This window comes from Halomonas sp. H5, assembly GCF_050613175.1.
Taxonomy (GTDB): Bacteria; Pseudomonadota; Gammaproteobacteria; order Pseudomonadales; family Halomonadaceae; genus Bisbaumannia; species Bisbaumannia salifodinae.
The window spans coordinates 1,697,500-1,711,921 of sequence record NZ_CP192510.1 but is presented as its reverse complement, the minus strand read 5'-3'; the positions used below and the strand labels follow the sequence as shown (position 1 = coordinate 1,711,921).

Genomic DNA, 14,422 nt, shown 5'->3' with positions numbered 1-14,422 from the left:
CGGATTCCGCGCGATATCGCCCGAAGGGCGATCCTGGCAAGCACCAAGGCGCCTGGCGGCGCCAATCGTTCGGCAAAGCCGAACTCCCACGATAGCTAGCCGAAGATCAGCCATGTAGTGCTCCACGCTGATCTAAGAAGAGCCTTCTTTCAGGAGAGCGTTATGACCCATCTCGAGATCCACCCCGGCAAGATGACCCTGGCCCAGGCCCGCCAGGCCTATGAGGCGCCGCTGTCGGTCAGCCTGCCGGCCAGCGCCGATGCCGCCATCCAGCGCAGTGTCGACTGCGTCAACCGGGTCGTCGCGGAGAACCGTACCGTCTACGGCATCAACACCGGCTTCGGCCTGCTGGCCCAGACCCGTATCGCCAACGAGGAGCTGGAGGACCTGCAGCGCTCCCTGGTGCTCTCCCACTCCACCGGCGTCGGCGAGCCCATGGAGGACGCCCTGGTGCGCCTGATCATGGTGCTCAAGGTCAATAGCCTGGCCCGCGGTTTCTCCGGCATCCGCCGCGAAGTGCTCGATGCCCTGGTGGCGCTGATCAACGCCGAGGTCTACCCGCATATCCCCCTCAAGGGCTCGGTGGGCGCCTCCGGCGACCTGGCACCGCTGGCCCATATGAGCGTGGTGCTGCTCGGCGAGGGCAAGGCCCGCCACCGGGGCGAATGGCTGCCCGCCAGCGAGGCCCTGAAGGTGGCCGGCCTCGAGCCCCTGAACCTGGCCCCCAAGGAGGGCCTGGCGCTGCTCAACGGCACCCAAGTCTCCACTGCCTACGCCCTGCGCGGCCTCTTCGAGGCGGAAGACCTGCATGCCGCCGCCACGGTGTGCGGCGCCCTCACCGTGGAGGCGACCCTCGGCTCCCGTTCGCCCTTCGATGCGCGGATTCATGAGGTACGTGGACAACAAGGCCAGATCGATGCCGCCGCCGCCTACCGCCACCTGCTGGGGGAGCATAGCGCCATCGGTGACTCCCACGCCCAGTGTGACCGGGTGCAGGACCCCTACTCCCTGCGCTGCCAGCCCCAGGTGATGGGCGCCGCCCTGACCCAGCTGCGCCAGGCCGCCGAGGTGCTGGCCGTGGAGCTCAATGCGGTCTCCGACAACCCCCTGGTGTTCGCCGAGGACGACGACATCATCTCCGGCGGCAACTTCCACGCCGAGCCGGTGGCCATGGCGGCGGACAATCTCGCCCTGGCCATCGCCGAGATCGGCTCCCTCACCGAGCGGCGCATCTCGCTGATGATGGACAAGCATATGTCCCAGCTGCCGCCCTTCCTGGTGGAGAAAGGCGGGGTCAACTCCGGCTTTATGATCGCCCAGGTCACCGCCGCGGCCCTGGCCAGCGAGAACAAGGCCCTGGCCCACCCGCATAGCGTCGACAGCCTGCCCACCTCCGCCAACCAGGAGGACCATGTCTCCATGGCCCCGGCCGCCGGCAAACGCCTCTGGGAGATGGCCGCCAATGTGCGTGGCATCGTCGCCATCGAGTGGCTGGCCGCCTGCCAGGGGCTGGACCTGCGGACCGACGCCGATGGCCGGCGCCTGACCACCTCCGAGTCCCTGGAAGGGGCCCGCGCCACCCTGCGCGAGCGCGTCGGCCACTACGACAAGGATCGCTTCTTCGCGCCGGATATCGAGGCCGCCACCGAGCTGCTGGCCGGCCGCGCCTTGAGCCCCCTAGTACCCGCCGGTATGCTGCCCAGCTGCCACTGAGCCGCCCGGCATGTCCCGTGTCCCCACGGCGGGTGCCGTGGGGGCGTCAGTGCATTCGTTCCCAACGATAAGAGCCCATCATGAATGCTATCGTTCTTGCCATCCTGGTGATGGTCGGCCTGAGTCTGGCTCGGGTCTCCGTGGTCTTCGCCCTGATCGTCGCCACCCTGGTGGGGGGCCTCTATGCGGGCATGCCCATCGGGGAGATCCTCGACGCCTTCAACGACGGCCTCGGCAACGGCGCCACCATCGCCCTCTCCTATGCGGTGCTGGGCGCCTTCGCCGTGGCCCTGTCGCGCTCGGGGATCACCGAGCTGCTGGCCAACCGCGCCATCGCCGGGCTCAACCTGGACTCCCAGAGCGACAATCGCCGCCTGGTCACCTATACCCTGCTGGCGGCCCTGCTGGCGGCGGCGGTGAGCTCCCAGAACCTGATTCCGGTGCATATCGCCTTTATCCCGGTGCTGGTGCCGCCGCTGCTCAAGCTGATGAACCACCTGCGCCTCGACCGGCGCCTGGTGGCCTGCGTCATCACCTTCGGTATCACCGCGCCCTATATGCTGCTGCCGGTGGGCTTCGGGGCCATCTTCCTCAATGACATCCTGCTCACCAACCTCAACGAGAGCGGCGCCGAGCTGGGCCTGGAGGTCACCCGTCAGATGGTGCCCCTAGCCATGATCATCCCCATCGGCGGCATGGCGCTGGGGCTCGCGGTGGCGGCACTGTTCAGCTACCGCAAGGGACGCGACTACGAGGACCGCGACCTGGCCCACGGCGACGAGACGCCGGCCCAGGCGGCCCGTCACCTGGCCGGCTGGCAGAAAGCGGTGCTGGGCATCGCCTTGGTCGGCACGGTGGCGGTACAGCTCACCACCGGCTCCATGGTGCTGGGGGGCATCTTCGGCTTCGCCCTGCTGTCGCTGAGCGGCGTCTTCCACTGGCACGAACAGGACGGCATCTTCACCGAGGGCATGCGCATGATGGCCCTGGTGGGCTTTATCATGATCTCGGCGGCGGGCTTCGCCAGCGTGATGCAGGCCAGCGGCGAGGTGCAGGGCCTGGTCGAGGGCTCCACCGCCCTGATCGGCGACAACAAGGGGCTGGCGGCGCTGATCATGCTGCTGGTGGGGCTCTTTATCACCATGGGCATCGGCTCCTCCTTCTCGACCATCCCCATCATCGCCTCCCTCTATGTGCCCCTGGCACTGACCTTCGGCTTCTCGCCGATGGCCACCATCGCCCTGGTCGGCACCGCCGCGGCCCTGGGCGATGCCGGCTCGCCGGCCTCCGACTCGACGCTGGGGCCCACCGCCGGCCTCAATGCCGACGGCCAGCATGACCATATCTGGGACAGCGTGGTGCCCACCTTCCTGCACTACAATATCCCGCTGATCGCCTTCGGCTGGATCGCCGCCATGATCCTGTGATGTTGACCACGCCGGGGCCTGTCCCGGCGTTATCGCCTCAGGCCGCCCCGCAGCAGGCCTTGAACTTGCGCCCGCTGCCGCACGGGCAGGGATCGTTGCGCCCCGGCTTGAGGCGACTCATCGAGGTCTCCCCATCCTGGTAGTACCAACGCCCCTCCTCACGCAGGAAGCGGGATGCTTCCTCGAGCACCGCCCAGCGACGGCCCTCCCGGAAGGTGGCGCGAAAGTGCACCCGGCCCTGCGCTCCCGCCGCCTCGCTCTCCATGATCTCCAGGCGCACCCAGCGGGTCTGGTCGTCCGCCGCCAGGCTGGCGGGCCGTGTCGATGCATGCCAGCTGGCCAGCAGGTAATCGGTCAGGTTCATGGCGAAGGCGCTATAGCGGGAGCGCATCAGCGCCTCCGGGGTCGGTGCCGGCCCCCCTCGATGGTAGGGGCCGCAGCAATCGGCGTAGGCGGCCCCACTGCCACAGGGGCAGGCTCGCTTGTCCATCTCTTGGCTCTCCTCGGTCGTCGGCGCGCCAGTGTGCCACGCCCGCCGCGCCCTGTCCGCCCACCGGGAGCGGGTCGCCGGAGGCGGCTCAGCGGTGGCGTCGGCCCTCGCCATAGACCACCACCCGGTCGCGGCCGCGCTCCTTGGCCAGGTACATGGCCTGGTCGGCATAGTGGGCCAGGGCCTGGCTCTCCTCGGCATGCTCGGGACAGAGCGCCAGGCCGATGCTGGCGGAGACGCTCAGGGTCAGGTGATCCACCACGAAGGGCTCGCGCAGGGCAGTACAGAGCGCCTCCGCCACCCCGTGGGCATCGTCGCGGCCGCTGATCAGCGGCAGCAGCACCACGAACTCGTCACCGCCGATACGCCCGATGATATCCGAGGCGCGCAGCCGCGCCTCCATGCGCCGCGCCACGGCGATCAGCAGGCGATCGCCGACCCCATGGCCATGGGTGTCGTTGACCGGCTTGAACTTGTCCAGGTCGATAAACATCAGCGCCAGTGGCTGACGCTGGCGCAGGGCCAGTTGAATGGCCTTGTCCAGGTGGGAGAAGAACAACGCCCGGTTGGGCAGCCCGGTCAGGGGGTCGTGCTGGGCCATATGGCGGATCTTCTCCTCCATGGCCTTGCGTTCGGAGATGTCCCGGGCGATACCCATGCAGGTGGCCAGGCTACCGTCCTTGTCGAACATGGGGGAAGCATTGGAGGTGTGCCAGCGCCAGCCGCCATCGCCGTGACGCATGCGGTACTCCACCCCCTGCTGCTTGCTGCCGGAGTCGAACAGCCGCGTCAGGAAGGCCGCCACGGCGGGGCGATCCTCGGGATGCACGAAGTCGATCAGCGGCTGGCCCAGGGCCGCCTCGGCGTCCAGGCCCAGCATCTCCGTCCAGTTCGGTGAGACATACTCGAAGCACCCCTCCCGGGTCAGGGTGTAGATGATGTCGTTGGCATTCTCCACCAGCAACTGGAAGCGTCGATCATTGGCCGCGCTGCGCTCCTCGAGCCGCTTCTGGGCGGTGATGTCGTTGACATAGCCGGTCCACACCAGGCTGCCATCCTCCAGACGCTGGGAGATGTCGTTGGCCTCCAGCCACAGTAGCCGGCCATCCCGGTGATACATGCGGAACTCGCTATGCCAGGGGGCCAGGCGCTCGGCGCACTCCAGGCTCTCGCGGATCACTCGCTCTCGGTCGTCGGGATGAATCAGCCCGATCAGCGCCTCCGCATCGGCCTCCGCCTCGGTGACGCTGACCCCGAACATCTCGCTGACCCGCTTGCCCACATAGGGATAGGACCAGTGGCCGTCGGCATCGCGGCGCAGCTGATAGATAAAGCCCGGCAGGGTATCGGCCACCGACACCAGGGTCTGGGTGAAGTCGCGCAGCTCGGTGATGTCCCGGGCGGTGCCCAGGATCAGACACACCTCGCCGTGGTCATCGAAGAGCGGGGTCAGGCGGGTCTGCCAGCAGCGCTGGCCGGCGGGGAGCGGGAAGTGCTGTTCGTAGAGCCGTGTCTGGCGCGCCAGCAGGCACAGCCGATACTGCTCCTCGATCAGCGACACCAGGGCCTTGGGTAACGCCTCGGCGGGGGTATGCCCCTCCATGGCCGAGCGTGGAATGCCGGTGCCCTTGACCAAGGCGTCGTTGACCCGGAGATAGCGGAAACGCTCGCCCCCCGCCTCCACGCCCACCAGGAACTGGGCATCCGCCGAGGCCTCGAAGAGGCGGCGATAGATGGCCTCGTCTCCCGCCCGAAGCCCTGGCGGATACCGGTCACTCGGCTCTTCCATTCGACTTCCCCCCGCGTCGAGCCGAGTCCCTGGCAACGTTTTATATCTAGCTATCTAGCCATACTGGCACAGGCCGACGCCCGCCCGCTTCAACGTTGCGCAAAAAGCTGACCTGGCTCAATGCCAATGCACGGGATAGCGGCGATGGCGGGCCAGGTTGTTGACCAGGATGGCCACCACCAGCATCACCGCGCAGCCGACCCCCACCGGCATCAGCGGATACCACCAGCCCAGGGCCTGTACCTCGGGGCCACCCACCACGGCGATCAAGCCGGCGGCGGCGCCAGGCGGGTGTACGGTATGGGTCAACTGCATCACCAGGATGGCCAGGGAGACCGCCAGGGCCACGGCCAGCGCCGTGGTCCCCAGCGCCTGGGCACAGGCCACGCCGACGCAGGCCGACAGCATGCTGCCCAGCAGCACGTTGCGGGGCTGGGCGAAGGGACTCTGGGGGGCGGCATAGATCAGCACCGAGGTGGCACCGAAGGAGCCGAGGATCAGCAACTGATCGCTGAGCCAATGGGCGCTAAGCCAGCAGATGGCGCCCATGCCGGCGAAGGCACCGGCCCAGGACCAGAGGGCATCCTGCCAGTCGGCGCGGGCACGCCGCGCGGGTTCACCGCGCATCTTGCCGAAGTAACTCTTCATTGTCGTCCACTGAATGCACCATAAAGAGGCAAGATTCTGACAAAACGCACCACCAAGGTGAAGGTTGGTTTGCTTATAACTCGATAACAAGTTCCCCCTTCTCTCCTTTCCTTCCGAGGCGGACGAAAAAAAGGCATGAAAATCATAGGGCTCTAACCCTATACTGGAAGGGCATCGCGTGACGGCACCCGCCTGAGTGCCGTAAGGAATGAAGCCGGAAGCCCCATCCCAAGAGTAAGGAATCCTCTCATGATGAAAACAATCGCACGCGCCCTCAGTCCGCTGCTGATCCTCTGCCTGGTCCTCGGCAGCCTGCCGGTCGCCGCCGCCCCCAGCCCGGCCAGCGGCCTGATCACCACCCAGGAGGCCCTGAGCCAGGACCAGGTCAGCGCCGATCGGGAACGCATCAACGAGATCCTCGCCCGCCAGGATGTCCAGGATCAACTGGTCGCCCAGGGCGTCGACCCCGCCGAGGTGGAAGCCCGCGTAGCCGCGCTCTCCGATGCCGAAGTGCGTCAGATGGCCGACCAACTGGAACAGCTGCCCGCCGGCGCCAGCGTGGTGGGCGCGCTGTTCGCGGTCTTCGTGATCCTGCTGGTCACCGATATCCTGGGCCTGACCAATGTCTTTCCCTTTACCCGCTAAGCGTCGGGGCCGCCGCCCCGCTCCTCGCTCACGCCTCAACGCCCGCCTCGCGGGCGTTGTGCTGTTGGTCCTCGGCGTCCTCGGCCTCGCCGGCTGCGCCAGCGCCCCGCGCCTGGCCAGCCCCGAGGCCATGGGCGTGCCGCCCCGGGTGCAGCTGGAAGGCATCCCCTTTTATGCCCAGCGGGACTATCAATGCGGGCCGGCGTCGCTCGCCATGGTGCTCAACGCCGGCGGCGTCGACGCCACGGTGGACGAGCTGATTCCCCAGGTCTTCCTGCCTGGGCGCGACGGCAGCGTGCAGCCGGAGATGCTGGCCACCCTGCGTCGCCAGGGGCGGGTCCCCTTCGTCCTGGATGGGCGCATCGAGTCGCTGCTCGAGGAGCTGGCCGCCGGCCACCCGGTGGTGGTGATGCAGAACCTGTCGCTGCCGGCCTGGCCGATGTGGCACTACGCGGTGGCCATCGGCTACGACCTGGACGCCGAAGAGATGATCGTGCATAGCGGCATGGAAGCGGCTCGCCGCGAATCCTTCAAGCGCTTCGATGCCACCTGGGCGCGCAGCGAACGCTGGGCGGTGGTGGCCCTGCCCCCCGGGGAGCTACCCGCCAGCACCGGGCCAGTGCGTAGCCTGCAGGCCATCGCCGACTTCGAGCAGGCCAACGGCTCACTGGCCGCCCTGCCCGCCTGGGAGGCATTGACGCGGCGCTGGCCGGAGGCCGCCATGGGCTGGTTCGCCCTGGGCAATGCCCGCCATGGCGGCGACGACCCCAGGGGCGCCGTGGAGGCCTTCCGACGCGCCACCGAGGCGGACCCGTCACTGGCGGTGGCCTGGCTCAACCTGGGCCTGACCCTGGCCGGGCTCGAGGCGCCGGAGCGGGCCCGGGACGCCCTCGAGCGCGCCGCCGCCCTGCCTGGCCCTTGGCAGAGCCACGCCGAGGAAGCCCTGGGCCGCCTATAGGGATTGCCCTCCCCCGACGGCGACTTATCCCGCCGAGGCCCTGCGGCCTCGGCGGTGTCGTTTGCGGCACCCCTCGCAGCGGGTCAGCCACCACTCGGCGCGACCCAGGCGGCGCTCGAGGAAACGCCGGGTGCGCCGCTGCCCCTCGCTCTCGTCATGGGCCCAGACCCTCAGGGTGGCCAGGAACAGGGCGGTCAGGCCGATCTCCTCCAGTTGGGCGCGGCGGCTGCCGTAAGGGGCCTCGAGGCGAGCCGCCTCGCGCCACCACTGAACGGTCCGCGACAGGTCGAAGAGCATCGGCACCCAGGTATGCAGATGGGGCGGATGGGCCTTGGTGCGCAGCATCTGCACCGTCACCCGGCGATGCGGCGCCAGGGCATCGAACCAGGCCAGCAGGCAGTGGCCCAGGCGCTTCCGGGCCGGCCAGGCGGCGAAGCCCTGGGGCTTGTCCGCCAGCATGGCGCGCCAACCACGAAGGAACCAGGCATCGGCCAAGTCGTTGGCGTCCCGGTAATGATCCAGCACCGCCGCCGCGGGCAAGCCCAGGTGGTCGGCCACCGCGATCAGCGACACCGCCTCCCAGCCGCGAGCCTCGGCCTGGTGCAGGGCCGCCTCGAGAATATCGTCGGCGCGGCGACGCCCGGCGTGGCGATGCCCGGCGTGGTTGGCAGTGTCGTGAGGCGCGACGGGAGCGGTCTCGGTGACCGCCCCACCGATCGGAATCATGCTCATCCTGGCCTCCTCGTCCCCCTCATCCTTAAAACATAGGCACAGCGGAGCGGGGCGACGAGGCCCGGAGGCGGACTCAGGCCTTCTTGACGAACTTCGAGGTGAGCTTCAGGGGACCGATGCCCTCCACCTTGCAGTCGAGGTTATGGCCACCCTCGGAGTCGCCCTCGATCAGGCGAATGCCCTTGACCTTGGTGCCCACCTTGATCACCGAGGAGGACCCCTTGACCTTGAGGTCCTTGATCACGGTGACGGTATCCCCATCGGCGAGCCGATTGCCGTTGGCATCCAGGGCGACCAGCTCATCCTCGGCGCTCTCCGGCGCGGCGTCCTTGGCCCACTCGTGGCCGCACTCGGGACACACCAGTTGGATGCCATCCTCATAGGTGTATTCGGAGCCACAGGCGGGACAGTTGGGCAGTTCACTCATCACGGGGTCCTTGCGCTAACGGGAAAGCCGGCAAGCCTACACCGCCGGCCGCGGCGAGACCAGTGGGCGCCCGCACCCAGGCCTGGCATCGCGGCGTCCGGGCTGGTAGCGTGAGGGAGTCTCTCGCTAAATAAAGGAGTACTCATATGGACTCGGCCGTCAATAACACCGTCAGCCAGGCACTGGTGATGCAGCAGGCCCAGGTGGCCCAGCAGGCACAGATGCAGATCTTCAAGGAGGCCCTGACCACCCAGCAGCAGCAGGTCACCGCCCTGATGGAGTCCGCCTCCGCCGAACCGCAGCTGGCCGACCAGGGCCATCTGGGTACCCAGATCAACACCTATGCCTGATCACACCGGGCGGAAGGACTAGATCCCGTACTCCCGCTCGACCCGGGCCACCCGCACCCGAAAGTAGCGATACCACTGCTGGTGGCCCAGGCGCTGGGCCTCCCGGTGTTCCAGATTGGCCTTCCAGGCGCGAATCGCCTCCGGGTCCCGCCAATAGGAGACGGTGATCCCCACGCCCTCCCGGGCCGACTCCACCCCCAGGAAGCCCGGCTGCTCGGCGGCCAGCGCCAGCATGCGCTCGGCCATCTCGGCATAGCCGGCGTCCACCTCGCTGCGCAGCGAGGTAAAGATCACGGCGTAATAGGGCGGTTCCGGGGTCGTGGCGATCATGGCGGCTCCAGGCAGGGGATCGGGTGGCGTTGGCGAACGTAGCGGTTACCCTAGGGGCAATAGCATCCCGCGAGAGCACCATCATGACCCAGCCACGTATCGTCCTGGAAGTCTTCAGCGACTTCGTCTGCCCCTTCTGCTACCTGGAGCTCCCGGAGCTGGAGGCCCTCGAGGCCCGCTTCGGCGAGGCACTCGGCATTCGCTGGCGGGCCTTCGAGCTACGCCCCGAGCCCCACCCGCCCCTCGACCCCGACGCCGACTACCTGCATGACGTCTGGCAGCGTTCGGTGCTGCCCATGGCCGGCGAACGCAGCATGACCTTGCGCCTGCCGAGCATCCAGCCACGTTCGCGACTGGCTCACGAGGCCCATGCCTGGGCCGAGGCACAGTCCCCGGAGTACGCGGACCGGCTGCGCCTGGCGCTGTTTCGTGGCTTCTTCGAGGCCAGCCTCGACCTGGGGGACAGCGAGGCCCTGGTCACCCAGGCCGAGGCCATGGGCCTGGATGGCCACGACCTGGCCCGGGCCCTGAACGAGGGGCGCTTCCGCCAGGCGGTGCGCGACGACCTCCATCAGGCCCATACGCTGGGCATCTCCGGGGTGCCCGGCCTGCGCTTTATGCTGGATGGCGAACACGCCGGGGTGCTGGAGGGGGCCCAGCCCCGTCGTCAGCTGCTGCTGGCGGTGGAGCGCCTCTTCGACCTGATGGGATAACCCGCCCATGACGAGATCCGACGGCGAGATCCTGGTCTTCGGCGGTACCGGCTTCCTGGGGCGTCACCTGGTGCGTGAACTGGTGGAAGCGGGCCATGGCGTGCGCCTGGCGGCGCGCCACCCCCGGCGGCCCGACTGGGCGGAGCCCCAGGACCCCATCAGCCTCTGCGCGGCGGATATTCGTGACGAGGCGGCGGTGGCCGAGGCGCTGGCCGGCGCCTCGGCGGTGATCAATGCGGTCAGCGGCTACGTGGAGCGCCGCGGCGCCAGCTTCGAGACGATCCATGTGGAGGGCGCCGCTCGCCTGGCCCGGCTGGCCCGGGAGGCGGGCATCCCCCGCCTGGTGCAGCTCTCCGGTATCGGCGCCCGCCGCGACTCGCCGTCGGCCTATGTGCGCGCCCGCGCCCGGGGCGAGGCGGCGGTACTGGAGTACCAGCCCAAGGCGATCATCCTGCGTCCCAGCGTAATGTTCGGCCCCGATGACGCCTTCCTCAACGGGCTGGCGCGGCTGACCCGGCTGCCGCTGATTCCGCTGTTCGGCGCCGGCGAGACCCGCCTGCAGCCGGTGCATGTGGTGGACGTGGCCCGCGCCGTGGCGATCCTGGTGGCCGCGGTCGAACCGCCGCGGCGGCTCTTCGAGCTGGGCGGCCCGGACGTGCTTAGCTACCGGGAGATCCTCGGGCGCATCCAGGCCCAGTGCCACACCCAACGCCCCCTGCTGCCCCTGCCGTTCTGGGCCTGGCGGACCCTGGCCGGGCTGCTCTCGCCGTTGCCCAATCCGCCCCTGACTCGCGATCAGGTGCTATTGATGGCCGAGGACAACCTCGTCGGCGAGGGCGTGGGTACCTTCGCCGACCTGGGCATCGCTCCACGCACCCTGCGCGATAGCCTGCCGCTGTGTCTTCCCTGACCGCCGCCCGATGCAACCGCCTGGTTCAGCGCTAGAAGGCCGGCACGGCGCCGCCACAGCCCTCGAAACGCTCGCCATCCAGGATCACGGTCACCGTCGTCTCGAAGGGCGCCCCGGCCATGCTGTCGTGGCAGGTCTCGGGAAGGATCTCGACCCGCAGTTCATGGGCCTCGGCCTGGGCATGATAGGCCCGGCCGCCCTGCTCCAGCGACTCGGCCTCCGGCAGCGGCGTGCGCATATCGAAGCCGCTGAAGGGGTCGGCGAAGCGCAGGCCGTCGGCATCGATGGCCAGGTTCCAGAACGGCTCGTTGCCATAGGCACGGAAGCCGTCGTCCCGCTCCAGTTCGAAGAACACGCCCTCCCAGGGCGCCAGCAACCGATCATTACCCAGCCATAGCAGGGTACCGCCCAGGGTCGGCCAGGGCTCGCCATCGCAGCCGAGGCGGTGCCGGATGATCTCCTCGCGACCGGCCAAGGGGGGCAGCGACTCGCCATCGAGTCGGTAGTCGGCCAACAGCTCGGCGACCGGGCGCGACTCGGCGTCGTGGCTCACGCCCTCGCAGAAGCCCTCTCCCAGGGCCATCCAGGCCGCATTGATACGCAACCGTGCCCCCAGCCAGGCCTCGGCCTGCTCCTCGCTCAGGGCGCTGATGCCCGGCGCCTGGTGCCCCACCACCCGCCACTCGCCCACCAGGGCGGCGTAGTCGCTGGCTTGCTCCTCTGACAGGGCCTCCTCGGTCTCGCCACCGCAACCGACCAGCCCCAGGGCCAACAGGGAAAGTCCCAGCACACGGGGATCCATCATCATCGTCTCGCTCCTTGCCGATAAGGGGTGCCCCACCTCATGCGGGGCGGCCTATAGAGCCTTATCTCGCGACCGGGGTTCCTCGCTAACCGAAGAAACAGGCATGGGCATCCTCGCCCACCAGGTCGAGGAAGGCCTCCAGGCTCTTCACCTCGGCCTGGGGCTCGTAGGCGTGCCACTTGAGGTCGGCGCGCATCCAGTAGACCTTCCACAGGCTGCGGCTCTTCACATAGGTGGCCTTGGCCGCCGGGGTCTCCATGCGTATCGAAGGGTCGTCATAGCGGGGGCGAATCGAGAAGATCTCCACACTCTGCCCGCTGACCCGCCCGCCGAGATCCAACTGAGAGCGGATATGCGGCGGCGGACGATGTTTCTCCAGGAACCCCTGGATGACTTTCTCGGCCCGCTTGATCTCGAATTCGCTGAGTGACATGGGTAACTCGCCTAATTCCTGCTTCTTGTCTCGGATGGGACGGCATTATCGCGGTTCGAGGCCCTCCAGGGCCAGCCCGAGCGCTTCCGCTTCCAGAGGCCGGCCCCAGCCGTCGCCATGCACCAGTTCGGTCAGGGGCAGGCGCTGTCGCCAGCCCTCGGCGGCCAGCTCCGGTTCGTCGAGAAACTCGCTGACATAGCCCAGGCAGAGGTAGGCCACCGGCTCGACGCCCTCGGGCAGGCCCAGCAGATCGGCCAGCTCGACCGGGTCGAGGATGCTCACCCAGCCCACCCCCACCCCCTCGGCGCGGGCCGCCAGCCACAGGTTCTGCACCGCCAGGCAGGTGCTGAAGCGGTCCATCTCCGGCATGGAGTTGCGCCCCAGCACATGGGGGCCGCCGCGGCGGCGGTCGCAGGTGACGCAGAGGTTGACGGGGCTATCGAGGATGCCCTCCAGCTTGAGGCGGCGGTAGCGTTCGGCCCGCTCGCCCCGGTAGTTCTCGGCGGCCCGGGCGTTCTCCCGGGCGTAGCTCGCCTGGATGCGCGACCGCAGCTCGCGGCTCTCGATCACCAGGAAGTCCCAGGGCTGCATGAAACCCACCGAGGGCGCATGGTGGGCGGCCTGCAGCAGCCGCGCCAGCACCTCGGCGGGGATCGGCTCGGGCAGAAACTGCGAGCGCACGTCGCGGCGCTCGAAGATGGCGCGGTAGAGGCCGTGGCGTTCGGCCGCGGAAAACGCCGCGCGGGGGGAGTCCTTGCTCATCGTCGCTCCTTGGTTGGAGGGGCCTACCATACCAGCCAGGCGACACCGAACAGCAGCGCCGGCGTCACGCTGCCCAGCATCCAGCCGCCCATGCGGGCGCCGCCGAGGACGGCGACCAGCCCGCTCTTGAACAGGGTATTGGCCAGGGCGGCCAGGACGATACCACGACTGGCCAGCTCCCAGGACTGTTCATCGGCGGCCAGGCGGGCGAAGGAGAGGGTCACCGGATCCACATCGGTCATCCCCGAGATCAGCGCCAGCCCATAGAGGCCGCTATCGCCGAGCCAGTGGCGGGCCGCGGCCACGGCCAGGAAGATCACCGCCAGGAGGGCGCCGAAGCGCACCGCCGGCCATAGCTCGAAGGGGTTGCTCACCGGCGGCGACGGCGCCGGCTGGCCCGCCTCGTCACGGCGCTGAGCCCACCACCAGAGTCCCGCCGCCAGACCGAAGCCCAGTCCCATCATGCCCAGCAGGGGCACGGCCAGGGTCGGCAGGATTCCCGGAGCGATCAGGCTCGCCACCGCCAGGGCACGGGGAAACATCATCGAGGAGGCGGCGAGAATGGCGCACACCAGGGTCGGCGCCAGCTCGGGCTGTCGGCGCCCCAGCCGCGCGAAGGCCAGCGCCAGCGGGGTGGAGGCCATCAGCCCCGCCACCAGGCCGGTCAGCAGGATGCCGTAGCGGCTGCCCAGCAGGCGCACCAGCACATAGCCGGCGAACTGGATGGCCGCCACCAGCACCACCATCCACCAGATCAGGTAGGGATTGAGGGCGGCGAAGGGGCCGAAGCCGCGATCCGGCAGCAGCGGCAGCACCGCCACCGAGATCAGCAACAGCATCAGGGTGCCGCGCAGCTCGGCGGCGCTGATGCGGGTCAGCAGGTCATGCAGGTAGGCCTTGAGCTGCAGCAGCAGGGCCGCCACCACGGCACCGGCCGCCGCCTGGGCGGGATAGCCCGCCGCCGCCGCGGCCCCCAGCACGAAGGTCAGCAGGCCGGCGACCTCGGTGGTGCAGCCGGCATCGCGCTGCTCGAGACGCGAGCGCCAGTAGACCACCGTCAGCAGCAGGATCAACCCCAGGCCGATGGCGGCGGGCAGTACCGCCCCCCAGGCCTCGCCCAGCAGGCCACTGACACCGCCGCCGAGGCCGATCAGGGCGAAGGTACGCAGGCCCATGGCACGGCTCGACTCCGGCAGGCCACTCTGCTTCCAGCCCCGCTCCAGGCCGATCAAAAGCCCCGAGAAGAGCGCCACCCCCACGCCGAGAAACGCCTCCATGGCCCCGTCACGG

General features: G+C 68.9%; 17 protein-coding genes. 7 read left to right on the top strand and 10 right to left on the bottom strand.

Annotated features, from left to right (window positions below; translation table 11 throughout):
• Positions 1 to 162 precede the first annotated feature (162 nt).
• Entirely contained in the window at positions 163 to 1,713 is a 1,551-nt protein-coding gene (gene hutH / locus ACQ1W9_RS07900; RefSeq protein WP_431026087.1) for a histidine ammonia-lyase, read from the top strand.
• Between the two features lie 80 nt (positions 1,714 to 1,793).
• On the top strand, positions 1,794 to 3,140 hold the full coding sequence (locus ACQ1W9_RS07895) for a Na+/H+ antiporter family protein (protein ID WP_431026086.1): 1,347 nt from the start codon (positions 1,794 to 1,796) through the stop codon (positions 3,138 to 3,140).
• A 37-nt stretch (positions 3,141 to 3,177) separates the two neighbouring features.
• On the opposite strand, the gene ACQ1W9_RS07890 is transcribed toward ACQ1W9_RS07895, so the two are convergent.
• The 3 genes from ACQ1W9_RS07890 to ACQ1W9_RS07880 all read right to left on the bottom strand — a co-directional run bounded on the left by ACQ1W9_RS07890 (position 3,178) and on the right by ACQ1W9_RS07880 (position 6,067).
• The gene (locus ACQ1W9_RS07890; protein ID WP_431026085.1) at positions 3,178 to 3,630 is read right to left on the bottom strand and encodes a YchJ family protein; all 453 of its coding nucleotides are present in this window, start codon (positions 3,628 to 3,630) and stop codon (positions 3,178 to 3,180) included.
• Positions 3,631 to 3,718: 88 nt separating this feature from the next.
• Positions 3,719 to 5,419: a diguanylate cyclase domain-containing protein gene (locus tag ACQ1W9_RS07885; protein WP_431026084.1), complete on the bottom strand. Its 1,701-nt coding sequence runs from the start codon at positions 5,417 to 5,419 to the stop codon at positions 3,719 to 3,721.
• Between the two features lie 117 nt (positions 5,420 to 5,536).
• Positions 5,537 to 6,067: an HPP family protein gene (locus tag ACQ1W9_RS07880; protein WP_346062119.1), complete on the bottom strand. Its 531-nt coding sequence runs from the start codon at positions 6,065 to 6,067 to the stop codon at positions 5,537 to 5,539.
• 252 nt (positions 6,068 to 6,319) lie between these two features.
• Between ACQ1W9_RS07880 and ACQ1W9_RS07875 the strand changes: the two genes are divergently transcribed.
• Both ACQ1W9_RS07875 and ACQ1W9_RS07870 read left to right on the top strand, forming a co-directional pair.
• Positions 6,320 to 6,712 (top strand): PA2779 family protein, encoded by a 393-nt coding sequence (locus ACQ1W9_RS07875; RefSeq protein ID WP_431026427.1) that lies wholly within the window; start codon positions 6,320 to 6,322, stop codon positions 6,710 to 6,712.
• Positions 6,713 to 6,770: 58 nt separating this feature from the next.
• Positions 6,771 to 7,670, top strand: coding sequence for a PA2778 family cysteine peptidase (locus ACQ1W9_RS07870; RefSeq protein ID WP_431026083.1), 900 nt, complete (start codon positions 6,771 to 6,773; stop codon positions 7,668 to 7,670).
• A gap of 24 nt (positions 7,671 to 7,694) precedes the next feature.
• On the opposite strand, the gene ACQ1W9_RS07865 is transcribed toward ACQ1W9_RS07870, so the two are convergent.
• Both ACQ1W9_RS07865 and ACQ1W9_RS07860 read right to left on the bottom strand, forming a co-directional pair.
• Positions 7,695 to 8,402 (bottom strand): TetR family transcriptional regulator, encoded by a 708-nt coding sequence (locus ACQ1W9_RS07865; RefSeq protein ID WP_431026082.1) that lies wholly within the window; start codon positions 8,400 to 8,402, stop codon positions 7,695 to 7,697.
• A 73-nt stretch (positions 8,403 to 8,475) separates the two neighbouring features.
• Positions 8,476 to 8,829: a zinc ribbon domain-containing protein YjdM gene (locus ACQ1W9_RS07860; protein WP_346062116.1), complete on the bottom strand. Its 354-nt coding sequence runs from the start codon at positions 8,827 to 8,829 to the stop codon at positions 8,476 to 8,478.
• A 146-nt stretch (positions 8,830 to 8,975) separates the two neighbouring features.
• On the opposite strand from ACQ1W9_RS07860, the gene ACQ1W9_RS07855 reads away from it, so the two are divergent.
• Positions 8,976 to 9,179, top strand: coding sequence for a putative motility protein (locus ACQ1W9_RS07855; protein WP_346062115.1), 204 nt, complete (start codon positions 8,976 to 8,978; stop codon positions 9,177 to 9,179).
• A gap of 18 nt (positions 9,180 to 9,197) precedes the next feature.
• Here the strand turns inward: ACQ1W9_RS07855 and ACQ1W9_RS07850 are convergent, their stop codons facing one another.
• Positions 9,198 to 9,509, bottom strand: coding sequence for an antibiotic biosynthesis monooxygenase family protein (locus ACQ1W9_RS07850; protein ID WP_431026081.1), 312 nt, complete (start codon positions 9,507 to 9,509; stop codon positions 9,198 to 9,200).
• A gap of 83 nt (positions 9,510 to 9,592) precedes the next feature.
• Here ACQ1W9_RS07850 and ACQ1W9_RS07845 point away from each other — a divergent pair, with 83 nt between their 5' ends.
• Both ACQ1W9_RS07845 and ACQ1W9_RS07840 read left to right on the top strand, forming a co-directional pair.
• Positions 9,593 to 10,222 carry a DsbA family oxidoreductase gene (locus ACQ1W9_RS07845; RefSeq protein WP_431026080.1) on the top strand — a complete coding sequence of 210 codons (630 nt, stop codon included), beginning with the start codon at positions 9,593 to 9,595 and terminating at the stop codon, positions 10,220 to 10,222.
• A gap of 7 nt (positions 10,223 to 10,229) precedes the next feature.
• Positions 10,230 to 11,132 (top strand): complex I NDUFA9 subunit family protein, encoded by a 903-nt coding sequence (locus tag ACQ1W9_RS07840; RefSeq protein ID WP_431026079.1) that lies wholly within the window; start codon positions 10,230 to 10,232, stop codon positions 11,130 to 11,132.
• 31 nt (positions 11,133 to 11,163) lie between these two features.
• Here ACQ1W9_RS07840 and ACQ1W9_RS07835 read toward each other — a convergent pair whose 3' ends face one another.
• From ACQ1W9_RS07835 to ACQ1W9_RS07820, 4 genes are all read right to left on the bottom strand, one after another.
• A complete protein-coding gene (locus ACQ1W9_RS07835; protein WP_431026078.1) occupies positions 11,164 to 11,940 on the bottom strand; it encodes a COG3650 family protein in 777 nt (258 codons plus the stop codon).
• Between the two features lie 82 nt (positions 11,941 to 12,022).
• The gene (locus ACQ1W9_RS07830) at positions 12,023 to 12,370 is read right to left on the bottom strand and encodes a DUF3024 domain-containing protein (protein ID WP_431026077.1); all 348 of its coding nucleotides are present in this window, start codon (positions 12,368 to 12,370) and stop codon (positions 12,023 to 12,025) included.
• 45 nt (positions 12,371 to 12,415) lie between these two features.
• A complete protein-coding gene (gene bluB, locus ACQ1W9_RS07825) occupies positions 12,416 to 13,132 on the bottom strand; it encodes a 5,6-dimethylbenzimidazole synthase (RefSeq protein ID WP_431026076.1) in 717 nt (238 codons plus the stop codon).
• A gap of 23 nt (positions 13,133 to 13,155) precedes the next feature.
• Positions 13,156 to 14,409 carry an MgtC/SapB family protein gene (locus ACQ1W9_RS07820; RefSeq protein ID WP_431026075.1) on the bottom strand — a complete coding sequence of 418 codons (1,254 nt, stop codon included), beginning with the start codon at positions 14,407 to 14,409 and terminating at the stop codon, positions 13,156 to 13,158.
• Positions 14,410 to 14,422 lie beyond the last annotated feature (13 nt).